At 40.4% G+C, this 25,114-nt stretch carries 15 protein-coding genes; 12 read left to right on the top strand and 3 right to left on the bottom strand.

What is annotated here, in order from left to right:
- Positions 1 to 49 precede the first annotated feature (49 nt).
- Positions 50 to 2,512, bottom strand: a complete 2,463-nt coding sequence (locus BM291_RS11005; protein WP_092897309.1) for a TonB-dependent receptor — start codon at positions 2,510 to 2,512, stop codon at positions 50 to 52.
- A gap of 78 nt (positions 2,513 to 2,590) precedes the next feature.
- Positions 2,591 to 3,397, bottom strand: coding sequence for an AraC family transcriptional regulator (locus BM291_RS11000; protein WP_086502951.1), 807 nt, complete (start codon positions 3,395 to 3,397; stop codon positions 2,591 to 2,593).
- 422 nt (positions 3,398 to 3,819) lie between these two features.
- On the opposite strand from BM291_RS11000, the gene BM291_RS10995 reads away from it, so the two are divergent.
- The 11 genes from BM291_RS10995 (at position 3,820) to BM291_RS10945 (ending at position 22,973) form a co-directional block, all read left to right on the top strand.
- The gene (locus tag BM291_RS10995) at positions 3,820 to 5,562 is read left to right on the top strand and encodes a GMC oxidoreductase (RefSeq protein ID WP_086502950.1); all 1,743 of its coding nucleotides are present in this window, start codon (positions 3,820 to 3,822) and stop codon (positions 5,560 to 5,562) included.
- Between the two features lie 3 nt (positions 5,563 to 5,565).
- Entirely contained in the window at positions 5,566 to 6,273 is a 708-nt protein-coding gene (locus BM291_RS10990; protein ID WP_092897307.1) for a gluconate 2-dehydrogenase subunit 3 family protein, read from the top strand.
- 182 nt (positions 6,274 to 6,455) lie between these two features.
- Entirely contained in the window at positions 6,456 to 7,967 is a 1,512-nt protein-coding gene (locus BM291_RS10985; protein ID WP_092897305.1) for a sulfatase, read from the top strand.
- Between the two features lie 337 nt (positions 7,968 to 8,304).
- Positions 8,305 to 8,940, top strand: a complete 636-nt coding sequence (locus BM291_RS10980; protein WP_092897303.1) for an RNA polymerase sigma factor — start codon at positions 8,305 to 8,307, stop codon at positions 8,938 to 8,940.
- Between the two features lie 4 nt (positions 8,941 to 8,944).
- Positions 8,945 to 9,991, top strand: a complete 1,047-nt coding sequence (locus BM291_RS10975; RefSeq protein ID WP_092897301.1) for a FecR family protein — start codon at positions 8,945 to 8,947, stop codon at positions 9,989 to 9,991.
- A gap of 155 nt (positions 9,992 to 10,146) precedes the next feature.
- Complete coding sequence (locus tag BM291_RS10970; protein WP_245786838.1) at positions 10,147 to 13,533, top strand: SusC/RagA family TonB-linked outer membrane protein; 3,387 nt, start codon at positions 10,147 to 10,149, stop codon at positions 13,531 to 13,533.
- 17 nt (positions 13,534 to 13,550) lie between these two features.
- Positions 13,551 to 15,191 carry a RagB/SusD family nutrient uptake outer membrane protein gene (locus BM291_RS10965; RefSeq protein ID WP_092897299.1) on the top strand — a complete coding sequence of 547 codons (1,641 nt, stop codon included), beginning with the start codon at positions 13,551 to 13,553 and terminating at the stop codon, positions 15,189 to 15,191.
- A 124-nt stretch (positions 15,192 to 15,315) separates the two neighbouring features.
- Entirely contained in the window at positions 15,316 to 17,931 is a 2,616-nt protein-coding gene (locus BM291_RS10960) for an alkaline phosphatase D family protein (protein WP_139229078.1), read from the top strand.
- A 150-nt stretch (positions 17,932 to 18,081) separates the two neighbouring features.
- Complete coding sequence (locus BM291_RS10955) at positions 18,082 to 19,635, top strand: sulfatase family protein (protein ID WP_092897297.1); 1,554 nt, start codon at positions 18,082 to 18,084, stop codon at positions 19,633 to 19,635.
- An 89-nt stretch (positions 19,636 to 19,724) separates the two neighbouring features.
- Positions 19,725 to 21,332, top strand: a complete 1,608-nt coding sequence (locus BM291_RS10950) for a sulfatase family protein (RefSeq protein ID WP_092897528.1) — start codon at positions 19,725 to 19,727, stop codon at positions 21,330 to 21,332.
- A gap of 231 nt (positions 21,333 to 21,563) precedes the next feature.
- Complete coding sequence (locus BM291_RS10945) at positions 21,564 to 22,973, top strand: sulfatase family protein (RefSeq protein WP_092897295.1); 1,410 nt, start codon at positions 21,564 to 21,566, stop codon at positions 22,971 to 22,973.
- Positions 22,974 to 23,019: 46 nt separating this feature from the next.
- Here the strand turns inward: BM291_RS10945 and BM291_RS10940 are convergent, their stop codons facing one another.
- Complete coding sequence (locus tag BM291_RS10940; RefSeq protein ID WP_092897293.1) at positions 23,020 to 23,823, bottom strand: hypothetical protein; 804 nt, start codon at positions 23,821 to 23,823, stop codon at positions 23,020 to 23,022.
- Between the two features lie 377 nt (positions 23,824 to 24,200).
- Here BM291_RS10940 and BM291_RS10935 point away from each other — a divergent pair, with 377 nt between their 5' ends.
- Positions 24,201 to 25,094 (top strand): alkaline phosphatase family protein, encoded by an 894-nt coding sequence (locus tag BM291_RS10935; RefSeq protein ID WP_092897526.1) that lies wholly within the window; start codon positions 24,201 to 24,203, stop codon positions 25,092 to 25,094.
- Positions 25,095 to 25,114 lie beyond the last annotated feature (20 nt).

The raw sequence follows: 25,114 nt of genomic DNA, 5'->3' as shown, positions 1-25,114 counted from the left end.
AAAGACGAAAACAGTTTAAGTAACGCTACTAATTTGATTTGTTATTTCTTTAGAATTCCTTCTCACCAAACTCACTCTTGATAAACTTGGAGTTGTTTTTCAATTTATTGAACGTATAGCTGATGTTGAACTGGATTATATCTACCTCATATACATAGTTTGTGGTAGTGTAGAACTCTCCGTCTCTCCAGGTGGTGATTCGTTGCTCATTCGTAGGAAGTAGACCCATATCGATGTTTAGCCATTGAAGTGTAGTGCTCAACCTTCCGTCAAGGAAGCTCTTTTTGATATTCAGATTGGGAGAAAGAAAGCTTGAATCTTCGCCCTGTGCGGTGTTGGTAGGAGAAATATAGTTCACTGCCAACTGAGCTTCCCAGTTTTTGCCAAAGCTAAAGCTGGTGTTTGCATTGATGGAGTATATCCAGCTTTGGGTATTGATAGGTTTGTCATCAAACTCACCGGAAATTGCATAATTATACACATTTGCGCCAGCAAAAACTTGCCACCAATCGGTTGGGTTTAACTCCAATCCTGCTTCCAAACCTATAGACTTTCCTGTGCCGACATTGGAATAAATTCGATTTAAAATGGTGTCGTTAAAGACTGTGTTCACTCGATTGACTAGGTTCTGTACATTTCTAAAGTAGGTAGTGGCAGTAAAAGAATTGTTGTTGAAATTTTTCACCAAGCCGACTTCCACCAGGTCTACAAATTCTGGTAGCAGGGTAGGATCACCTTGTTCCAAGGTTTCGGAGTGCTCTCTTTCTGGGAAGGGATTCATCTTAAAAGTAGTCGTTCTTTCTACTCTTTTGGAGTAAGATGTTTTGATTTGAAGGTCATCGTTTACCGAATATTGTAAACTTGCCGAAGGGTACAATTTCACAAAATCATATAGGTAAGTAGTATCAACTGTCCCGGCTTTGTCAGTCAGATCGAGCGTTCTATCCATGATCTCCATCCTTGCGCCAGCTGAATAGCTCCATTGCCCCTTCTTACCGCTCAATTGTCCATATCCTGAATGCAGAGATCTACTTAAATCCACGGCGCTTGAAAACTCTGGGATCAGCTCAAATACGCCTGTCTCGTTGTTTTTTCGCTCATAGACAAAATCTCCAGTATGGTTGAGATACCTGTACTGATAGCCAAATTCCAAGATTCCAAATGGTTTTGGAGCAGCCTTGTAGTCCACTTGTACTCTAGTGCCATGAAGCGGATTGTCGTTGGTATTGTACTCGTCCTGATAGATGAAGCTAGTGTTTGGATAGCCCAAATTCCTGTTGGTTGTAGGCCCACCCAGCATAGTGTATTCATATAAAAACGAGCCTGAGAGCTGGGACTTGTTTTGGAAAGTATGCTTGTAATCCAAGCTTCCCAATACGAAATCACCACGTCGAATTCTAAGGTTCTCGTTGTAATACTGCATGGTGTAAAGACGCTCTCCATTTACCTCAGCACGGTTGTCATTATAAAGGATGTCAGCAGTTCTGTCAGCAGTCTTTTTGCCGGCATAGAAACCCAAACTGAAGTCATTGGATTCATTCGGAGCATAGCCAAGCGTAAATCTGCCAGAGTAGGTTTTAGCATCTGTACTTCTTTCTCCGTCTGAAGGGAAATAGGTGGTGGTATCTCCACTTATGGTATAGACATTTCCTTCTCTTCTACCGTTGATGTCACTTCTTTGGAAGCTTCCACCGAGGGAAAGATCCCATTTGCCCTTTTTGTGATTGATAGTGAAGTCAGCTCCATAGCGCTGAGGGTTGTCCTTATTGTCATAAGGCTCTATACTCGGCATGCCGATCTTGGTATTCACTTGCACAAATGTGCCATCAGTCACCCCTTTCTTCATGATGATATTGATGATTCCAGCCTTTCCTTCTGGGTCGTATTTAGCAGATGGAGATGTGACCAACTCTATTTTTTCTACTGCATTCGCTGGAAGTTGTGAAAGCAAAGCTTCTGGGCTGGATTGGGTTGGTTTGCCATTTACCATCACCACAAAACCTGTAGTTCCCCTTACTGATATTTCACCTTGGGCATTGATGCTGACTGAAGGAAGGTTTCTCAACACATCGGTGGCTGTACCTCCTTGACTTGTCAGGAAATTCTCAGAATTGTAAACCTGTCGATCTACTTGATTCATGGTTGTGAATTTCCTGCCGGAGACTTCTACCTCAGCTAGTAATTTTTGATCTGGACTTAGAAAAATAGTGCCGAGATCCTGTATTTGATTCTTTAATATTACAATGTCTGAAATGACCTTGGTGTCATATCCTAAAAACTGCGCTAGTAGATAGTAATCTCCTGATTTTAAGTTGTCTAAAGCAAATGCGCCATCTTGATCGGTCACTACGCCAGCTACTAATGAACTGTCTTTAACTTGGTAAATGGCCACACTGGCATATTCCAACGGGTTGTTTTCGGACTTGTCAATTAGTTTCCCCTTTACGCCAGTTTGAGAAAAAGCTGTTCCGGTGAAAAAAGTAAGGAAAATCAGAGATAGTAATCGATTCATTTGAGGTTTGTTAATTTGTCACAAAGAACTAGTGCTTTTGTACTATTTTACGGTAGGAAAATACCAATAATGGTATAATCAGACTTTTATTTTGGATCTATACTCTAGCGGAGTCAGGTTAGTCTGTTGCTTGAAGAACTTCACGAAATTTGATGAATCAGTGAAATTCAGTGAATAAGCTATTTCTGTTACTTGATTATTGGTATGAGTAAGCAAGTTCTTAGCTTCTATCAAAATGCGTTCTTTGATGACTTCCCGTGCATTAGTATGTAGGGTAGTTTTGCAAATGGTATTTAGCTTTCTCACAGAAATTTTCATGAGATCGGCATATTCTTGTACATTTTTTAGCTGCGCAAAATGCTCGTTGATCAATCGTTTGAAAAGTGCCAGTTGGTCAATGACTGTAGAATCTAATTTCGGTGAGGAAGAAGGCAGGTTTAGCGTAGTTAGAATTAGAAGATTGAGATGAGCTGCTAGGACATGTAGAGAACTTCCTTTTTTATATTCTTTTTGAAACGTTTCTAATTGTGCAAATATCTGCTGTTCCGTGTCTGCTATTTCAAAAGTTTTAGTCAATTGAAAAAGGCTGTTGACGGCATTGGGGTATTGGGACAGGACTTCTTCTTTGAATAGAATTACATAGCCATCTGGGATTTTACTGAAATCCCAGCAATGAACCTCGCTAAGGCCGAGGTAATAACCTGTATTAGGAGTCACGTCAAATTTTTCATCTCCGATTGTATGAGAGCCAGCACCTTTCGAAAGAAAAATTAACTCATGGTAGCCAGCATGCCTATGAGGAATAGTCGGTTTGATGACAGGTTTCATCCGCGAGACTTTTAGAAGTGCCTCACTTTCAAGCTTTGACTTTACTCCAATTGACATGTCGATTTGGTGAACAGGGGGTTTTTGTGTGCAAAAATTGTAAAAAAGCAATAGATATGGGTTGCCTTTTAAATAATAAGCAATAGAAATAGCCGGATAAAAGAAAAAAAATATTTTTTAAAAGGTTTAAAGTCCATCTATAAAAAAATAAAGGAAGTGGCTTCATTAAAGTAAAGGAGCTTATTCGATAGTTGTACGGGCTTATATGCCTCATTTTATGCGGGAAATGGCGTTTATTGGGAAATAAGATAGATTTAATATGGGAATTAAAGCTTTTTGGATTGAGTCTGAATAGGAAAATCAGACGGTTTGGGAAGAAATAATTTTGTTATTTTAGGGTTAGAAGGATTGAGTTGTGTTAATACTAGAAATCGACCTCTCTTTTTAAAATTGAATCAGATCAATAAAGCAAATTCTATCTAATGAGTTTTCAAATCAAAAATTCCGGTGAAGCCTACGATGTTATTATTGTTGGTTCCGGAGCTGGGGGAGGCATGGCCTCCAAAATTCTATCCGAGGCAGGTCTTTCCGTAGCTGTTGTTGAAGCAGGTGGTGATTTTGATCCAGCCAAGGAAGAAGATCGGACACAACTTAGACCGCCATGGGAATCTCCTCGAAGAGGTGCAGGAACACAAATCCGTCCCTTTGGCGACTTTGATGCAGCTATTGGTGGCTGGGATATTGACGGTGAACCTTACACTAGAAAAAATGGAACTGAATTCGATTGGTTTCGCTCTAGAATGGTCGGCGGAAGAACAAATCACTGGGGAAGAATTTCACTTCGATTTGGGCCTAATGATTTCAAACGTGCCAGCATTGATGGATTAGGTCATAACTGGCCTATTGGATACGATGATCTAAAGCCGTATTACGACAAAGTTGATAAGCTAATTGGTGTTTTTGGCACCAAAGAAGGTATATATAATGAGCCGGATGGATTTTTCCTACCTCCTCCAAAGCCTCGACTGCATGAGCTTTACATGAAAAAAGGTGCGGACAAAATGGGTATCCCAATGATTCCTTCGCGTCTATCCATGCTTACCCGTCCTATTAATAAGGAAAGAGGAGTATGCTTCTTCTGTAGCCAGTGTAATAGAGCTTGCCAAGTCCATGCAGATTTCTCCGCTGGAACTGTCTTGGTTCACCCTGCTATGAAAAAAGGTAAAGTAGACCTTTACACGCACTCTATGGTTAGAAAAGTAACTACAGACGAAAGTGGTAAAGCAACTGGAGTTTCTTTTGTGAGCAAAATGGACATGAAAGAATACAAGCTCAAATCAAGAGTGGTTGTCTTAGGAGCCTCAGCTTGTGAGTCTGCAAGAATCATGATGAACTCCAAGTCTAAATCACATCCTGATGGGATTGGAAATAGCTCAGGAATGGTAGGTAGATACCTACATGATTCTACGGGAACAGATCGTATGGCAATTATGCCTAGCATGATGGATCGTGAGCGCTACAATGAAGATGGAGTAGGTGGTTTGCACATGTACACACCATGGTGGGGAGATAATAAGAAATTGAATTTTGCCAGAGGATACCATATCGAATACTGGGGAGGAATGGGCCAGCCAGCCTATGGAACCGGCGGAAGTATGGATTCGATGAGAAAATATATCACAGATGAATTTGGTGCGCCAAGTCCAAATGGAGGCTACGGAGCAGGTCTTAAAAAAGACATTAGAAAAATCTACGGTTCTACCATGGGTATGTCTGGCAGAGGTGAAAGTGTACCTATGTATGACAACTACTGTGAAATTGACCCAAATACAGTGGATAAATTCGGTATTCCAGTTCTAAGATTTAATTACAACTGGACAGATCAAGAAGTCAATCAGGCGAAACACATGCATGATACCTTTGAAGAAATCTTGACTGAATCCGGAGGAATTTTACTGGGTTCTAAGCCAGGTCCTGAGACCAAATATGGTCTTTTGGCTCCAGGAAGAATCATTCACGAAGTAGGAACCACCCGTATGGGAGATAATCCTGCTACTTCAGTATTGAATTCAAATTGCCAAGCACATGATTGCGATAATCTATTCGTAGTAGATGCTGGTCCATTTGTTTCTCAAGCTGATAAAAACCCAACTTGGACCATTTTGGCCTTGGCTTGGAGAACTTCCGATTACATTGTTTCTGAATTGAATAAGAAAAATATCTAAACCATGAACAGAAGAGAAAATCTCAAATTGCTCTTTACCGGCTCGGTCGGTACAGGTTTATTAATGACAGGCTGTTCACCAGAGCAGCAAAAATTACCAGCCAAAGATGTCTTGACTGGTGGTACTATCGGTGGTAGAACTGAAGAAGAAAAACAACGTGATCAAGCGTTGCTTTCAGATACGTTTTTCACAGATGAGGAGCGCAAAAAGCTAAGCACTTTGGTAGATATCATCATGCCAAAAGATGATGAGTCACCTGCAGCTACCGAACTCGGGGTTGTCGATTTCATGGAGTTTATGATGAAAGACCAGCCAGGCAATCAGACACGTATGCGTGGTGGCTTGATGTGGTTGGATTTCGAAGCTGATGAGAAATTCAGCAAATCATTCAATGAATTGAGCGAGTCTGAAGTGATCACTATAGTGGATGAGGTAGCTTGGCCAGATAAAGCAAAACCTGAATATGAAGGTGCTGTTCGTTGGTTTAATATGCTTCGTAATCTTACTTGCTCAGGTTATTTCTCTACCCCAGAAGGGTGGAAGTATATGGGCTACGTAGGTAATACTCCAAATGCCTGGGATGGAATTCCTCAGCAGGTAATGGACAAGCACGGCGTCAAACTAGAAGAAAAATACATCCCACAATACCTCAAGATGGAGGATCGTGGTACTATCATCGAATGGGATGATGATGCAAACATAATTGGCTAATTAATTAGCTTCAGTTAAGAAGAATATAAAAAACCAATGGGTGTAAGCTCATTGGTTTTTTTATTGGTATAAGTGAATTAATGCCATTTTCAGGGTAGAGCAGGAGACTGAAGTGATTTTTTAAAGTAAACTTATCATTTCGAATTCAGAAAATTTGTGCTGCATTCAAACCCCATCTACCCATGAAAACCCTAAAACTTTTATTAAGTCTGCTATTGATAAGTTTTGCAGTAGATTCTACGAGTTCTTTTGCACAAAACAACAATTCTGCAAGTTCTCCAAATATTGTTTTTATAGCGAGTGATGATTTAAATGATTGGATTGGGGTATTGAATGGTCATCCGCAGGTGAAGACTCCAAATATTGATAGACTAGCAAATAGAGGAACATTATTCACTAATGCACATGCACAAGCACCGCTTTGTAACCCTTCTCGGGTAAGTATTCTAACTGGTTTAAGGCCTACTACCACTGGGATTTACGGTTTGTCTCCTAGGCATCGGGAAGTAGAAAGGACAAAGGACGTCGTGACCTTGTCTCAGTACTTTGCTCAGAATGGGTATAGAACATTGTCTACAGGCAAGATTCTTCACGGTGGAATTACTGCTGCAGAGCGAGCCACAGAGTTTCAACAATGGGGTCCTAATGGAGGTCATAATCCTAGACCCTCGACCAAGTTGATGACAACTCCATTAGATATGGTAAACAATCCATTGATTGACTGGGGTGTTTATCCTGTAGCGCATGATTCGGTTATGGATGATTATAAGGTGGCTTCATGGGCTGTAGAACAATTGAATGTGTTTGGCAAAGAGAAGGGAGATGTGGATCCATTTTTTCTAGCTGTAGGGTTTAATAAGCCGCATGTTCCACTGTATGCCACTCAAAAATGGTTTGATCTTTATCCAAAAGATGAGCTTATTTTACCACTTGCTCCAAAGGGGGATCGTATGGATATTCCCGATTTTGCTTGGAATTTACATTGGTATCTTCCAGAGCCTCGACTCTCGTGGGTGATTGAGAATAAAGAGTGGGAAAATAAAGTAAGAGCTTATCTGGCAACCATAAGTTTCATGGATGCCCAGGTGGGAAGAGTTCTAGATGCCCTAGATGCTAATGGTTTAACAGAAAATACAATCATCGTCTTTTGGTCAGATCATGGATATCATTTGGGGGAAAAGGATATTACGGGTAAAAATTCCCTTTGGGAACGATCCACACATGTTCCATTGATTTTTGCGGGGCCGGGAGTTTCAGTTGGAGCGAAGTCTTCCCAGCCTGCTGAGCTATTAGATATTTACCCGACTTTACTTGATTTGGCAGGTCTAGCTGAGAATACTGAGGTGGAAGGGATCAGTTTAATTCCTCAGTTGGAAAATGCAAATACGCCAAGAGCTAGGCCTGCAATTACTACCCATAACCCAGGAAATAATTCTGTAAGGACAGAACGATGGAGATATATTAGGTATGCTGATGGCTCCGAAGAACTATACGATCACTACCGAGATGCTGGAGAGTGGTCAAACTTAGCTCAGGTGGCGGAATATAGTGAAGTAAAAGCTGAACTCGCAAACTGGATACCCCTTCAAAGTACCCCACATGCGGTAGGTAGTAAACATAGAGTTTTGTATCAAAAAGATGGGGTTTGGTACTGGGAAGACGAGCCTATAGTTTTGGAGAAATTGATAAAATAGAATAGTTGCATTTGGATAAGCTTTGTCCTTATTTTTTCATAGTCAAAAGACTTCAAGTCACATTAAGCAACTGACAAACACGGGGTAAAACTTTAAGAAATACAATTCAATAAATGATAAGATTTTAGACTGCGGCACTTTCCTCCAAGGGGTGATGATTTTTATAGGAAAGCGGTTAAATCTACTTTTTCCGCAGCAATTCAAGCGTAAAAGTGAAGTTTTATACTGTTAATATTCTTGTTTCAGGTTTCTGGAAAAATATTTTAGAATATTATGGGGTCATTTCGCTTGTTAACTTACTCTTAATTTTAGAAAGGAGAAGGAATTCCAATTTTCAATGAACAGAAACCCAAAAGAACAGCCCAATTCCACCTTTATCCCTTCAAAGCATTTAGAAACTGTCAAGGTTTTCGAAGAAAAATCTGATTGCGATATCTGGAATGCTTTTAATAAGGGGGATGAAATGGCATTTAATTATTTGTACAGAACCTATGTGCATGAACTCTACCAATTTGGTAGTCAATACTCCCGTGACTCAAGTTTGGTCAAAGACAGCATACAGAATCTCTTTATTTACCTGAGGAAAAAGAGAGGAGATTTGAAAGAGGTGACGAATATTAAAGGTTACTTATTCAGATCTATTCAACGGGAAATAATTAAAAACATTAAGGCTAATACATCAATAGAAGGGTTTGAGGAGAGTTTTCTCGATTCACATTTTCAGATAGTGGTGTCTCCAGAAGTTAGTTTCATCAAAAGTGAGTCAGAAACTGAGCGAAAAATACAGCTTCAGCGTGGCTTGAGCCAGTTGACAACTAAGCAAAGAAAAGCCATCCTTCTATTCTATGAAGAGGAGTTGAGCTACAAGGAAATTGCTGAAATCATGAACTTCAGTGAAGTAAAAACTGCCAGAAAATTGATCTATCGAGCCTTAGCTAGTCTTAAAGAATTTATTAAACCAACGAGTTATTAAAGCAATGTCTAATTATACAGATCATAAAAAATATGAGGACTACGAGTTCGAAGACTTTCTCTCTGATGAGTTTTTCGTACAGTGGGTGAAATCCCCTAGCGAGAATACCTTACATTTTTGGGAAAAGTGGTTGATTTCCAATCCCCAGAAAAGAGAGATGGTGACAGAAGCGGCAAGTTTCGTCAGGTCTATCCAATACAAAGAGAATTTTGAGTTTACTGATGAAGCATATATCCAGGTCTTTGAGAATATCTTAAAAGCAGACTTGGAAGTGCCAAGTCATAATACGATACCATCTAAGATGGATACATGGTATTCATTTTTTTCGGTTCGTAGGGCTGCAGCTATTTTATTGATTGGTTTTTCGTGCTGGGCCCTTTATGAGACGCAAAATTTTTCAGACTCAGAGAAAGCATCGATTGAATGGATTACCAAAGTGAATGAAGCAGGAAAGAAAACTGTCCTTCATTTGAATGACGGGACCGTTATTCACCTCAATTCAAACTCCAAAATATCCTATCCGAAGACGTTTACTGAATTTTCTCGCGTGATTTCTATGGAAGGAGAGGCTTTTTTTGATGTTAAGAAAGAAGGCCGACCATTCATAGTAGAAGTCAAGGATGCTAAAGTAGAGGTATTAGGCACGAGCTTCAATGTCAATAGCATTGTGAAGGGAAAGCTAGAAGTAGCGCTGGTGTCAGGTAAAGTGAAAGTTAACGACAAGCTTGGAAATCAAGTTATGCTGGCTCCTATGGAGATGATTGTGTTGGAGGATAACGGGAAAATACACAAGCAGGATTTTGATGTAAGATCGGTCACTGGCTGGAAGGATAAGTACTTAGTCTTTACTGACGATGACTTCGATACAGTGGTGCAGAAAATTGAAACTTGGTATGGAGTAGAGATCAATACTACTGGAAAGTTCAATGCTCAATGGGCCTACACAGGGCAATATTATGATGAGACCTTGGAAAATGTATTGGAAGGAATCGCTCAGACGTCAAAAATCAACTATAAAATCAAAGGTAAAGAAGTAGAAATAACTCATTAACCCAAAAAAACCATGGATATGATACATAGTCCTTAAAAAAAGGCAGAAGAAATTCTGGGGAGAATTCCTAACTGCCTAATTCAACTTGCCTGTAGTAGCGCTAACCATTTCAGGCAAAAATTCAAGCGAATCATCACTTAAACCATTACAATAGTATGAAAAAAAATATACGGGGACAACTCATTATGTTATCTAAAAGATTACTCTACGGGTTCATTCTTCAGCTGATTTTCTGCACTGTATTGCTCGCTAATACCGGCAATGCACAGCGAAAAAACATCGAAAAGATAAGTGTAGGCATGAGTGTGGAAAACACTCCTCTTGAGAAAGTATTTAAGGAAGTAGAGAAACAGACTGGTTTAGCTTTTACCTATAATACAGGAAATGTAGATGTAAAGCAGAAGGTGACTTTAGCAGTACAGAATAAAACTGTTTATGATCTTTTATTGGGTTTGAGCAAGGATACTGGCCTTAGGTTTATTCAAATCAATGATAATATCCATGTCAGACCATATCAATCTGGTACTACCAAGGGAGTGAGCATAGAAGATGCTAATGCAATTGAAGTGACAGGAAAGGTTATTGATCAAAGTGGCATTGGTATTCCTGGTGTAACGATCATTGTGGAAGGCACTACCAAAGGTACGGTGACGGATATCGATGGTAATTATTCAGTAGCTGCAGAGGAAGGTAGTGTATTGGTTTTTTCATTTATAGGGTATAAAAACCAAAAAGTGAGTATACAGAATCAAAGCACTGTGAATGTAACTCTACTTGAAGACGAGAAAGCACTAGATGAGATTGTAGTTGTAGGATATGGCGAGCAGAAGAAAGCTGATGTAATCGGCGCTGTGTCTCAGTTGTCTTCTAAAAACATCGAGAACAGACAGGTGACAAACACTTCCAGTATACTTACAGGACAAGTTCCTGGGGTAACTGTGATCCAACGAGGCGGCCGGCCTGGGGCAAGTGGTGGTACCATTAATATTAGGGGAGTAGGCTCGTTTGGAGCAGGTACGAATCCATTGATACTTATAGATGGAATCCCTACTAATAGCTTCAACGATATTAATCCAAACGATATAGAGTCTATCTCTGTACTGAAAGACGCCTCTTCCGCTGCAATTTATGGAGCAAGAGCTGCGAATGGAGTAATACTGGTGACTACAAAAACAGGAGGAAGTGAGAAAGTACAAATAACCTATAATGGCTATGTAGGCTTTCAGCGTGCGACAGAATATCCTGAATTTGTTAATTCATGGGAATTTGCTGCGCTATATAATGAAGCAGATGGTAATCAGGTTTATTCCGAAGCAGATATTCAGAAATATAGAGATGGATCGGATTTGGACAATTATCCAAATTCTGATTTCATAGGACAGATATTGACTGAAACTCCAGTTCAGACCTCAAGCAATTTTACTATTAATGGAGGCTCCAAAACAAGTAAGTATAATTTGTCTTTTGGCTACCTATATCAAGATGGGTTGGTGATCAAGAATGATTACTCTAGATACAATGTGCGCTTGAACATGGAGAATGATCTAAGTTCAAAATTGAAATTGACTTCAAGAGTATCGCTTATCAACTCGGTTACTAATGAGCCTTCGGCTCCTGCTACGCTTGATATTACAGATATGCTAGGCATAATAGGTCAATCAATCAGATTTCCATCTATTTACGTAGACAGGTACAGTAATGGAGACTATGGTTTAGGTGTAGTGGGTAAAGGAACACCAGTTTCTTACCTTAACAATGACTCTTTTTTTAAAGCTAAGAACATTGATATAAATACAAATCTTAAGTTGGATTACCAGCTTGCAAAGTCTTTCAAGATTTCTTTGATAGGAGCATATAACCAAACTTCATCGGATGATAAGCGTTTGCTGGCAACTCAAGTATTAAATCCGAATATTACTTTAGGCCCAAATGAGCTAAGTATAAATAGCGATAACAATTATTACAAGACTATTCAACTAGTAGCTAACTACGATAAGGTTTTTGGTCTTCATAAGCTGAGTGTTCTGGGTGGGTATTCCTATGAAGATAATTTGTATGAATTCACTTATGCGTACAGAAATAATCTAGCTAACAATGACCTGACCCAGCTTAATGTAGGTGCGCCTGATAATCAAAAAAACAATGGTAGTGCTTCAGAGTGGGCTTTGATGTCAGTTTTTGGTAGAATTAAGTACGACTTTGTAGAGAAATACTTATTTGAAGCTACCATGAGATACGATGGTTCTTCCCGCTTTCCTACAGATGAAAAATTCGCATTTTTCCCTTCAGCAGCAGTAGGTTGGAGAATATCCGAAGAAGGATTTTTAAAGGATAAAGCTTCTTGGCTCGATGATTTGAAATTGAAAGCCTCCTTTGGTATTCTAGGAAACCAGAATATTGGTAATTATCCTTATCAAAACACACTAAATCTTGGTCAGAATTACCCTTTTGGTGGAGTGATCAATACTGGAGTTACTCGTAACGTAATAACGGATCCTACATTACACTGGGAAAGTACTCGTACCACGGATGTCGGTTTGGATATGAGTTTGCTTCAAGGCAAGATCAATTTCGGAGCGACGTATTTCAATCGCTTTACCTATGATATTCTTAATAGTCCAAGCTCAAGTGTTTCTAGTATAGTTGGCTTTGGTTTGTCCCAGCAGAATTCTGGTGAACTGAGAAACTCAGGTCTTGAGTTGGTGCTGGATTATCGTCACTCAGGAAATGATTTTAATTTCCGAGCAGGAGGTAATCTTACTATAGTAAACAACGAGGTGATAGATCTAGGTGTTGGGAACATCGATCAGCCTAATGGGCTAGTAGGAAATGGAAGCTCGCTCTTTATTGGTCACCCAATGAATATCTATTATGGTTATCAAGCGGATGGATTGTTTGTAGATGCAGAGGACGTGGCAAATTGGGCTGACATGAAGTCTATCAATCCAAATACAAAACCTGGAGATATTAGATACAAAGATATTAGTGGCCCTGATGGTGTGCCTGATGGAATAGTAAATGCAACCTATGACCGAACTGTGCTGGGTAGTCAGATTCCTAAATTCAATTTTGGATTAAACCTTGGCGCTGATTTCAAAGGCTTTGATTTCAGTATGCTTATTCAGGGAGTTGCAGGAGTTAAAGGAAATCTTTCTGGTGATGCGGGGTATGCTTTTAATAACCAAGGAGGCGTACAGAAATGGCAAATGGAAGAGCGCTGGACTACTGAAAATCCTGACAGAAATGCTGGTTATCCAAGACTTGAGTTTATATCAAATTCGGGTACTCCTAACACGCTATTATCTTCATTCTGGACATTGGACGGTTCATACGTCAAGCTTAGAAACGTGCAATTGGGCTATAGTCTACCGCAGCCGGCACTGGATAGACTTAAGATATCTAGACTCAGAATGTATGTAAGTGCTGAGAATATTTTCACGTACAGCAATTACCGAAAAGGCTGGGATCCTGAGGTTAATACTGCCAGAGCGTATTATCCAATACTTGGAAATTACACCTTCGGCGTCAACCTACAGTTTTAACTTAAATACTAATCGTAATGAATAACATTAATTATATATATAGATATATCAGTTGCATTCTGCTTAGTAGCGTTCTGTTTTCTTGTGTAGATCAATTGGATAAGTCTCCCTTAGATAGCTTTGATAATGCTACATTTTGGAGTAATGAAGGTAATGCTGAATTAGCGTTAACCGGAGTGTATAGAGGTGGGATCGTCCAAAATGGTACCTCAGTAAATCCATCCAACTGGTGGGCTTATGATGGTTTGTTGTTTATGGAATTTGCTTCTGATAACGCGTACGATCGTCGAGGAGATAATTCTGCTTTTCACAGGTTATCCAACGGAACTCTAACTTCCAGTATCAATATTTTGAACTCTTACTGGTCTTCATCTTACAAAAATATCGCGAATTGTAACTTTTTCTTGGAGAACGTAGATCAAGTGCCAATGGATGATTTGAAAAAGGAGAGGATGAAATCTGAAGTTCGATTCCTTAGAGCAGCTCAATACTATTACATGTCCCAGTTTTGGGGCTCTGTTCCATTGGTCGAAAAAACGTTGAGTCCAGCTGAAGCAAATTCCGTTAAAAAGGCTTCTAAAGCTGAAATAGTTGCATTCGTAATGAAAGAGTTTGGTGAGATCGTAGATTATCTTCCGAGCCATGCTGGATTGCCATCTGCACAGAGAGGCAGAGTTACTCAGCAAACAGTGTTAGCTTTTACAGGAAGATTACAATTGTCAGAAAAGAAGTTCAGTGAGGCGGCAAAAACCTATGCGGAGATCATAGAAATGGGAGAGAATATCATCGATCCAGATTATGCAGGTCTTTTTCTCAAAACCAATGAAAATAGTGATGAAATCATTTTCAGCACTCAGTATATTGATAATCTCGCAGCTAATGGAATGTTACAGCACTTCTTTCCTGCGATTGCTGGAGGTTGGCACTTGTTCAATCCTCTCGGCAGCATGGTAGAAGCCTATGATTTTACAGATGGCTCGAAGTTTTCTTTTGATAGCCCTCAATATGATCCTAAGAATGTCAGTAAAAATAGAGATCCGCGTTTGAAAGCATCAGTTTTATTTGATGGATCTACATTCAAAGGCACATATGTCACTCATCCGGATTCGTCATCTTCTCCTGATCAATTAGGAGCGGGTAAGCAGACAACCCAAACTGGTTTTGGACTTAAGAAATTTGCTGACGAAAGCTTTTCTGGCAACCTAACAAATTATGGTGGTAACCTTCCAATCATACGCTATGCAGAGATTTTGCTCAGCTACTTGGAAGCTAAATTGGAAGCAGGCCAAGCAATCACTCAAGCTGATTTGGATCAAACTATAAATAAGGTAAGGGCAAGGGCTTCTGTAGGAATGCCTGCTATCACTACAACGGACCCCTCTGCTTTAAGAGAAATTCTTCGTAAAGAAAGAAGGGTTGAGCTAGCTTTTGAGGGTATCCGCTATTGGGATTTGCTAAGATGGGATATAGCCAAAGAGGTGCTTAACGCAGATTTTTATGGCGCATCATTTCCGGGTGCCAAAAAGCAACGACTAAAAGGTGGACAGGCAGATTCAAAAAGTAGATGGTATGTGACTTCAAGAAAATTTCGTGATGGCGTTGATAATACTTGGCCAATTCCACAGAGTGAAGTGAATATTAACCCTTCGCTTGAGTAGTTTTTATAAGCAATTCATTTACCATTTTTTCCTTTCAAGACAAAGCTGTTCCGTTTAGCTTTGTCTTGAAAGGCTTTAATGGATATCTAATCCATCTTTAAATTCCTTAACCACCTCTTATACTATGAAACGCAGATCCGCTGTAAAGGCTATGGCCTTAACTTCTTTTTCGACTCCTTTTTTCTTTTCACAAGGATTCACAAGTATCAAAAAGCTGCTTGCTACGGCTGATTCAGGCTTCAAAAGTAACTGGGGAAATTGGCCGGATATGAAGTGGGTTGGCCCTGAGTTTTGGGGAAATAGATTGCAGGATTGGGAAATCATAGGAGGTAAAGCAGTCTGCAATATTTCAGGCCCAAATAGAGCCTTGCATATTCTTACGCATCAGCTGGGAACTGAGAATAAAGATTTTCAGCAGTCGGTAAGCATAGCATGGGACAATAAAGAATTGATTGGGAATGCCGCTGCCTATGCTGGTTTTAGGCTTGGGGCAAAAGGCATTTTTGATGACTATCGCTCTGCTGCAGTTTTCGGCAAAGGATTGGATGTCGGGATTACTGGGTCTGGGCAATTGATGATCGGGGAGAAACTGAGTGATCAGAAGCTGGATTTAACCAAACCACTTACATTAACCTTGAAAGGTTCGTTTAAGCAAAGCAAGTACAGCTTGACGCTTTCTGCTTCAAATACCAAAACTGACAAGAATCCAATTACCCTAACTGCAGAAGGAATCGCTCCTCAGGATTTGCAAGGTAACCTAGCCTTGGTAGCTAATTGCCCAAAGAAGGAAGAGACCACGAGCAGTATGGTCGCATTTTCAGATTGGGTTTTTCAAGGAGATAAAATTGTCGAAAAAGCCGATCAGGTCTTTGGGCCGATCTTCTTTGCGCAATATACCCTGCACAAAAACACACTTAAATTAACAGCACAGCTTGCACCACTTGAGTTGATTTCAACTATGAAGGTGGAGCTTCAGCTCAAAAAAGGATCCGGCTGGGAGACAGTTCAGACCTCTGAGCTAGATCCAAATGGAAGAATAGCTAAGTTTAGAATAGATGGTTGGAAGCATGAGGAAATGATCCCATATCGGGTACATGTGAATGTTCCACTGAAGGATAAATCTCAGGAATTCTTTTACCACGGAGAGATCGCTGCACAGCCAAAATCTACTGATAACTTGAAAGTAGCAGTTTTTAGCTGCAATGCTGACCATGGTTTTCCAGATCAGGAAGTAGCTATTCATGTTGCAAAGCACAAACCTGAAATGGCCTTATTCCTCGGAGATCAGTTCTATGAGGGTACGGGTGGATTTGGGATTCAAACCAGCCCGCTGGAAAAATCCTATCTGGATTACCTGCACAAATGGTATATGTTTGGCTGGTCGTACCGCGATATTTTCAGAACGATTCCTGCAGCAATTATCCCAGATGATCATGACGTGTATCATGGAAATGTCTGGGGAGAAGGTGGCAAGCATGCACCCTCTGATGAGGGTTGGGGCTATGTAGCTCAAGATCAAGGTGGCTATAAAATGCCTCCGGAATGGGTGAACATGATTCAGGATTGTCAGACAAGTCACTTACCTGATGCGTTTGACCCAACTCCTGTAAAGCAAGGAATCAATGTCTATTACACGGATTGGGAGTATGGAGGAGTGAGTTTCGCGATTTTAGAAGATAGAAAATTCAAATCAGCTCCACAGAATGTCCTTCCAAAAGAAGCGAAAGTCATGAATGGCTTTATTCAAAACCCGGATTTTGACATCAAAAAGCATTACGATATTGAAGCTGAGCTACTAGGAAAAAGACAACTTAATTTCTTGGAAAACTGGTCAGCTAAGTGGAATCCAGGAGTACAGATGAAAGCTGTTTTGTCTCAGACGAACTTCTGTACTGTAGCCACTTTGCCAGAAGGAAGTATTATTGATAGCATGGTGCCTAGCTTACCTACTCCTGAGAAAGGTGAGTATGTGGATGGCGATGCGCCGACTACAGATATGGATTCGAATGGCTGGCCTCAAAAGGGACGCGATGAAGCTGTACGAATTATACGTAAATCATTTGCATTGCATATCGCGGGGGATCAGCATTTGGCAAGTACAGTGCAATATGGCGTGGAGGAATTCCGCGATTCTGGTTTTGCCTTTGCCGGTCCGGCATTGAATAATCTCTGGCCTAGACGCTGGTGGCCAAAAGTACCTGAAGGCCATGAGCCTTTTCCTGGTGGGACCAAAAATACCGGGGATTTTGAAGATGGCTTTGGTAATAAAATGACGATTATGGCTGTGGCCAATCCATACAAATCAGGTTTTGAACCGTCCAGAATATATGATAGAGGTACCGGTTATGGGATTATTACTTTTGACAAGGAGGAACGTACGATGAAGATCGAATGCTGGCCAAGAAATGTAGATCCTATTTCCAATCCAGCAGGACAATATGAAGGTTGGCCATTGACAGTTTCCCAAAAAGATAATTATGCGAGAAAAGCTGTTGGCTATCTAAATACCTTGAATTTGGAAGGAGTGGAAAACCCACTAGTTTCTGTCTATAATGAGTCCACTGGTGAACTTGAGTATGCTATACCTGTAAACACTGCTAGTTTTCAGCCAAAAGTGTTCTCGGCTGATAAGCACCGAGTGGAAGTCCGTGATCAGAATAAGGGATTGATGAAGACGTATGCTGGCCTTACGATGGTAAGCAGTCATCCAGAAATAATAGAAGTGAATCTTGCGGAGTAGCTTAAAAAGTTGAAATATCAGATGAGGCCCATTTGATTATTCATTATTGGGTATTCATCATTCATCATTTGAAATTTTATTGAAGGTCGAATGATGGATTAAGAATGTCGAAGTTTTAAGATTAATAAGGATAAATAAAAACATAAAATCATGAGTTTTAAGAGTAAACTTTTACTTGGATTGACAGGAGTATCCCTGTTTTTTAACTGCAGCTCCCCTAAGGAGGAAGTGGCTGATTCAGAGGTGAAAAAGCCTAATATCGTCATCATCTATATGGATGATTTGGGGTATGGCGATTTGAGTTCCTATGGAGCTACTGAGCTTTCTACTCCGAACATGGACAAATTGGCAAATGGTGGAATTCGATTTACCAATGGCTATGCCTCTTCTGCTACTTGTACACCGAGTAGGTATGCGTTGCTTACGGGTGTTTATCCATGGAGAAATGCAGATGCAAAGATCCTTCCAGGTACAGCACCTTTGCTGATTAGTACTTCTCAGATGACTGTTCCTAAAATGCTAAAAGGACAAGGCTATGAAACTGGTGTGGTAGGAAAATGGCACTTGGGTCTTGGCAACGGAGATGTTGATTGGAATCAGCACATCAGCCCAAGTCCAAATGAAGTTGGCTTTGACTACAGCTACATCATGGCTGCTACTCAAGATCGTGTGCCTACGGTCTATATAGAAAATGGAAATGTGGTCAATTTGGATCCAAATGATCCTATCGAAGTGAGCTATGACAAAAACTTCGAGGGTGAACCTACTGGAAAAGACAATCCTGAACTAACCACTACGAAGTGGCACCATGGCCACAATAACAGCATTGTGAATGGCATTCCTAGAATCGGATTTATGAAAGGCGGAGAAGCTGCAAAGTGGTCGGATGTTGATATGGCGGATCACTTTTTGGAGAAAGCCCAAAGCTATGTGAAGTCACACAAGGAAGGACCCTTCTTTCTTTACTATGCATTTCAGCAGCCACATGTACCGAGAACTCCACATCCTAGGTTTGAAGGTAAATCTGAAATGGGACCAAGAGGTGATGTAATTCTGGAGGCTGACTGGATGGTAGGTGAGTTTATGAAAACCTTGGAAGATGAAGGCTTGCTAGAGAATACATTGATCATTTTTACTTCTGATAATGGCCCGGTATTGAATGATGGCTACTATGATGATGCAGTAGAGAAAATAGGTAATCATACTCCTGCAGGTGCTTTGAGAGGCGGTAAATACAGTCTTTTCGAAGCTGGAACCCGAGTGCCATTTATGGTTTATTGGAAAGGAAAAATTCAGCCTCAGGTATCAGATGCCTTGGTTTGTCAAGTTGATTTTCTAAGCTCATTAGCTTCCCTTACTGGAAGTACAGATACGGCTCAGGATAGCGAAAATCTATTGTCAGCCTTTATGGGAGAGGATAAAGTAGGTAGATCTGATTTGATTCTCGAAGCTACGGGTAGAACAGCCTTGAGAAAAGACGAGTGGATTATGATTCCTCCATACAATGGCGCCGCTAAAATAGCCTCAGTTAATATTGAAATCGGAAATGATAAAAACTATCAGCTTTACAATCTTTCCAAGGACATTGGTCAAGCCGATAATCTAGCTGAATCCAATCCTGAGAAATTGGAAGAAATGATCGCTGCCTACACGGCTATTCGCGGAGATGTGAATAGTAAAGAGGAGGATGTTGTATTGAAATAATTATAGATTTTAGGGCAAACAGGCAATAGCAATTTTTATATTGTTATTGCCTGTTTGTGTTTATAGGTGAAAGTGTTTCCAAATTATCCATGATGAATATGAAAATGACTAGACTGTTTGCTGTAGTGGCACTTCTCATTTCTGCCCTGTTTTATTCTTGCAATTCGGGCGAAAAAGAAACTCCAGCGAAGCGTCCAAACATTCTCTTTGCAATAATGGATGATGCTTCTTTTCCTCATATGGGAGCTTATGGAACCAAATGGGTGAATACACCTGCTTTTGACTATGTAGCGAAAGAGGGGCTACTATTTATGAATGCATACACACCAAATGCAAAGTGTGCGCCATCTCGCGCCGCTATTTTGACTGGTCGTAACTCCTGGCAACTGGAGGAAGCGGCAAATCACTCACCTGATTTTCCTGCAAAGTTTACCACGTTTATGGAGCAACTGATCAGCTCTGGTTATCATGGTGGATTTACTGCCAAAGGTTGGGCACCTGGCAATCCCGGTGAGGTAGGTGGAAAACCCAGGGAATTGACTGGGCCTGCTTATAATAAGTTTAAGATGGAGGCTCCAACTCCTCAAATAAGCTCGAATGATTATGCTAAAAACTTTGCCGATTTCTTAAACAGTAAAGAGGAGGATGAGCCCTTTGTCTTTTGGTATGGTTCTACTGAACCACATCGTGCCTATGAATTTCAGTCTGGCTTAACCAAAGGGAACAAGAAACTGGGCGATATAGATGAGGTGCCGCCATTCTGGCCAGACACGGATTCAGTTCGTGCAGATATGCTGGATTATGCCTACGAAATTGAATATTTCGATCAGCATCTTCAAAAGATGATAGATGAACTGGAAAGACGTGGGGAATTATCCAATACGATCATAGTCGTAACTGCAGATAATGGAATGCCTTTTCCGAGAATCAAAGGTCAGGAATATGAGTATTCCAACCATCTTCCGCTCGCGGTCATGTGGCAAGAAGGAATTACTAAATCGGGTAGGGTGATTGAGGACTTTATCAGCTTCATTGATTTCACGCCTACTTTTTTAGAAGCAGCTCAAGTACCTACAGACTCTGTGAAAATGGCTGCCATTACAGGCCGAAGTTTCATGGATATTTTTAAAAGTGAAAATTCCGGACAAGTAGATCCAGTAAGAAATCATGTGCTCATAGGAAAAGAACGTCACGATGTAGGAAGGCCGGATGATCAAGGATATCCTATTCGTGGTATAGTCACGACTGACTATGTGTATTTACACAATTTTGAAACAGACAGATGGCCAGCAGGGAATCCTGAAACAGGCTATTTGAATACGGATGGAAGTCCAACTAAAACTCAGATTCTAAATGATCGGAGAGCTAATAAAACTTCTAAGAACTGGGATTTGGCTTTTGGAAAAAGACAGACAGAAGAGCTTTTCAAGCGAATTTCAGATCCCTTTGCTATGCAAAATCTGGCAATCCATCCAGAATATCAAGTGATCAAAGAGCAGTTGAAAGAGCGTTTGTTTCAAGAGTTAAAACAGCAAAAGGATCCTAGAATGTTTGGCAAGGGATATATTTTTGATGAGTATCCGTATTCGGGCGCGGCTTCCAATGATTTTTACAATCGCTTCATGAATGGTGAAAAAATGAACGCTGGCTGGGTGAATGAGACAGATTTTGAAAAGAATTTCCCTGAAAAGTACTGACTCTTGAAAGTCATATATTTATAATAAATTAATATGTATATCCGCTTTTCTACCAGTTAAGAGGGAAAAGCACTCTAGAATATGTTCAAATTTATAATTGAGGTCACTTCGGTCTTCGGTCATCGGTCTTCCGACCAGATAAACAAAGAATCTAAGGCAACTGGCATCATTGCGGATAATCACATAAATTAAATTTCTTAACGATACTAACTATTAACCCTATCTCATTTTATGAAAAATTCCATTTTTTGCTTCCCATTACTGCTAGTTTTATTCTTTTCATCCACACAGCTTTTCGCCCAAAACACAAAAGAAACCAAACCCAACTTCATCATCATTTTCACAGATGATCAGGGCTATGGAGACTTGGGTACATTTGGTCATCCCACGATCAAGACTCCGTATATCGATCAAATGGCAGTGGAAGGACAGAAATGGACGAGTTTCTACGTGGCAGCGAATGTATGTACTCCGAGCAGGTCAGCGATCTTAACAGGTAGACTTCCTGTACGTACAGGGATGTACAGCAATAAGCGAAGGGTTTTATTTCCGGATTCTGATGGAGGTTTACCTGCCTATGAGAATACAATTGCAAAGCTTCTGAAAGGAGCTGGTTACTCCACTGCCGCAATTGGAAAATGGCATTTGGGGCACCTGCCGCAATACTTACCTACTAGTCATGGCTTCGATTCCTACTTTGGAATTCCTTATAGCAATGACATGGATCGCGTAAATGACGTGACTCACCAGCAAGCTTTTCTTGAGTCTAAATTTGAGTATTTCAACGTGCCTCTGATGAGAAATACCGAAGTCATAGAGCGGCCTGCAGATCAAAACACCATCACCAAAAGATATGCTGCCGAGGCGGTAGAATTTATTTCCTCCAATAAAGACAAGCCATTCTTTCTGTATTTAGCTCATTCTCTTCCTCATGTACCGCTTTTTGCTTCTGGAGATTTCTTGGGGAAAAGCGAACGGGGATTGTACGGGGATGTGATCGAGGAGATAGATTGGTCTGTGGGAGAGATTCTTGGAGCTCTAAAGGATAATGGGCTGGATAAGAATACCTATGTGATTTTTACTTCTGATAATGGCCCTTGGCTAGTTTACAATGAGCAGGGCGGTAGTTCTGGCTCTCTTTACGGCGGAAAAGGAACTAGCTATGAAGGTGGAGTTCGTGTTCCTACTGTAATTTGGGGACCAGGAAATGTAAAACCAGGCGTGATCTCAAAAATGGGAAGTACACTTGACTTATTACCTACGATTACCACACTTGCTGGCGCAAAAATGCCTCAAGATCGTGTCTATGATGGCTTTGATTTAAGTCCGGTTTTTAGAGGGGAAAATGCGACTCCTAGGGATGAAATGTTCTATTACCACGGAGATAGACTTTTCGCAGTGAGAAAAGGTGATTTCAAACTTTATTTCTACAGTAATAATCCTGCTGGGTATCCGGAAAAGCTTGCCAAGCTGGAAAAGCTAACTCTTTACAACCTAGGACATGATCCTTCAGAGCGCTTTGATCTGGCAGACCAGAATCCAGAGATAGTTAAAGAAATCGAAGAAATTGCCAAAAAGCATTCGGCAGAAATGGTGTTCGGAGCAACGCAGCTAGAGAAGAGAATTGTTAGTGCCCAATAAGAATGATTTAATCACTGCGTCCCTTAGAAGGGACGCAGTGATTAAATTAAAATGAAATAGTTACTCCCAAGGTGACATTGTTGAAAAGTTTGTCGATTGGAACAACTGGATTTGGATCGTAGATATTTTGATAGATAAAGGACAAGCCTAACACTTCTGTGAACTTGTAAGTCACTCGGGAGCTACTTGCTAGTCTTGGCGAGGAGAAAAGCTCATCGAATCGAGCTTGATGATACAAACTGATATCAACAAATATCTTTTCAAATGGGGCATATTTTAAACTTGCATAGGATCCCAGTTTTATGTTTTCATTTATAATAGGCACGGGACCTACAGGTATGGAAACGTCATCCGACACACCTTTGTAATTCCATCGTTCATTTTCATAAAATGGGCCTATACCAAGATAGAAACCAATATTCGGTTTGGTTACCATTCTTAACCTCAGGTTCACTCCTCCGGCATATTTCCACTCCATACCTCGTGCTTCAGCCCAGTGGACTTGGTTATACACCTCTATGGCTATTTTGGTTTCGGTGATTTTTCTATACTCCGCATAGACATATCCTCCGCTTAAAAGTGTTTGATTACCAAATCTGGAGAGTTCAATTTTGTTGGCAAAGGTGACTGCATTCTTTTTGAATTTGATAGATAGATCGGCGGTGTTCTCAAACTCAAAGAGATTCTCTTTTAGGTTTTTAAACTTCAAGTCGGGTACAATACTTCCTTGAACCCGCTTGGTAGAGTCAAGGATTACTGTGAAGCTTTCGGTGTGGAGGATTTGGGCTTTCGATACGTTGAAACTGAAAAGAATCAACAGCGCTGCAAGAAATGGTTTTAAGTGTTGCATATAGCTAGGTCTAATTATATCCCCAAAACACAGTTCTATTGGGAAGCATAACAATACTAAAATGAAATCATTTTTCAAGCTTTTCTCCTAAAAGTGGAAGGAGGGTATTTTTTCTTTATACAGCTAAAGTAAGGAGCGGACTTGTTTTTTAATTGCGCATGAAAGTCTTCCTTGCCCAGTTACCTAATAGGAATATAAATCTATGAACGGAGTTTGGGCTGAGGTTTCTGCTTAGGATGTTTTGTTTTTGACTAATGTTCATTTTGCTCTTGTGTTTATGGGTTTAACACCGAGGATTAATGGTGTGAACTCCCTAAATATTTACTATTATCGGTCTTTAAATAATTATCCATTTCGCCTATATGCTCAACTTCTCTATGAAACGACTTTTTATTCTCTGTCTATTCCTTGTCTTTGCTTTTCAAAATGAGGGAATCTCCCAAGTTAAAAATGCCAAGCATGTGATTCTGATAGGTTTTGATGGACTTGGATCTTATGCTATTCCAAAGGCAACTATGCCAAACTTGAAGAAACTGATGGAAAGCGGTTCACACACCTTGGAAGCGAGAACAGTTTTGCCTTCTTCAAGTGCAGTAAACTGGGCTTCCATGCTCATGGGAGCTGGTCCGACGGCGCATGGATTTACTGAATGGGGAAGTAAAACGCCTGAGATTCCTCCCTATGAAATCACTAAATATGGATTATTTCCTTCTATATTTTCAGTGATCAGAGATCAAAAACCAACTGCTAAAACAGCGGCGATATATACTTGGGACGGAATAGGTTATTTAATTGAGAAGGATGCAATTGATCTGGTGTATAATGGAGAGAAAGAAGAACTTAATATCGCCAAAGCGATAGAGGTTATTCAAGAGGGAGAAACGACCTTTATGTTTTTGCACCTCAGTGAGCCTGATGGAGTAGGGCACAACATCGGTCACGATACACCTGAGTATTATAAGGAACTGGAAGCTGTTGATATTAAAATCGGGAAGTTAGTTGCAGCGGTTGCAGCAGCGGGTCTCGCAGATGAAACGATCATTATGCTTTCATCCGATCATGGTGGAGTGGAGAAAGGGCACGGAGGAAAATCATTGGAAGAAATTTACATCCCTTGGGTTATCTCTGGTCCTGGTGTAAAAGTGAATCATGAGATCAATGACCTGATTATGACCTACGACACGGGTGCAACTATCGCTTGGATATTGGGTTTGGATATGCCAAAAAGCTGGGGAGGAAAACCTGTAGAGGATAGCTTTCAATCGTTTTGAATCCGGTTTAAACCTTATTA

It is taken from the genome of Algoriphagus aquimarinus (assembly GCF_900112005.1).
Classification (GTDB): Bacteria; Bacteroidota; Bacteroidia; order Cytophagales; family Cyclobacteriaceae; genus Algoriphagus; species Algoriphagus aquimarinus.
The sequence above is the reverse complement of the archived record's forward strand: the minus strand, read 5'-3'. Positions and strand labels throughout refer to the sequence as shown.

Excerpts from the sequence above, each read along its gene's own strand:
- BM291_RS11005 (WP_092897309.1), bottom strand. The coding sequence starts at position 2,512 with ATGAATCGATTACTATCTCTGATTTTCCTTACTTTTTTCACCGGAACA.
- BM291_RS11000 (WP_086502951.1), bottom strand. The coding sequence starts at position 3,397 with ATGTCAATTGGAGTAAAGTCAAAGCTTGAAAGTGAGGCACTTCTAAAA.
- BM291_RS10995 (WP_086502950.1), top strand. The coding sequence starts at position 3,820 with ATGAGTTTTCAAATCAAAAATTCCGGTGAAGCCTACGATGTTATTATT.
- BM291_RS10990 (WP_092897307.1), top strand. The coding sequence starts at position 5,566 with ATGAACAGAAGAGAAAATCTCAAATTGCTCTTTACCGGCTCGGTCGGT.
- BM291_RS10985 (WP_092897305.1), top strand. The coding sequence starts at position 6,456 with ATGAAAACCCTAAAACTTTTATTAAGTCTGCTATTGATAAGTTTTGCA.
- BM291_RS10980 (WP_092897303.1), top strand. The coding sequence starts at position 8,305 with ATGAACAGAAACCCAAAAGAACAGCCCAATTCCACCTTTATCCCTTCA.
- BM291_RS10975 (WP_092897301.1), top strand. The coding sequence starts at position 8,945 with ATGTCTAATTATACAGATCATAAAAAATATGAGGACTACGAGTTCGAA.
- BM291_RS10970 (WP_245786838.1), top strand. The coding sequence starts at position 10,147 with ATGAAAAAAAATATACGGGGACAACTCATTATGTTATCTAAAAGATTA.
- BM291_RS10965 (WP_092897299.1), top strand. The coding sequence starts at position 13,551 with ATGAATAACATTAATTATATATATAGATATATCAGTTGCATTCTGCTT.
- BM291_RS10960 (WP_139229078.1), top strand. The coding sequence starts at position 15,316 with ATGAAACGCAGATCCGCTGTAAAGGCTATGGCCTTAACTTCTTTTTCG.
- BM291_RS10955 (WP_092897297.1), top strand. The coding sequence starts at position 18,082 with ATGAGTTTTAAGAGTAAACTTTTACTTGGATTGACAGGAGTATCCCTG.
- BM291_RS10950 (WP_092897528.1), top strand. The coding sequence starts at position 19,725 with ATGATGAATATGAAAATGACTAGACTGTTTGCTGTAGTGGCACTTCTC.
- BM291_RS10945 (WP_092897295.1), top strand. The coding sequence starts at position 21,564 with ATGAAAAATTCCATTTTTTGCTTCCCATTACTGCTAGTTTTATTCTTT.
- BM291_RS10940 (WP_092897293.1), bottom strand. The coding sequence starts at position 23,823 with ATGCAACACTTAAAACCATTTCTTGCAGCGCTGTTGATTCTTTTCAGT.
- BM291_RS10935 (WP_092897526.1), top strand. The coding sequence starts at position 24,201 with ATGAAACGACTTTTTATTCTCTGTCTATTCCTTGTCTTTGCTTTTCAA.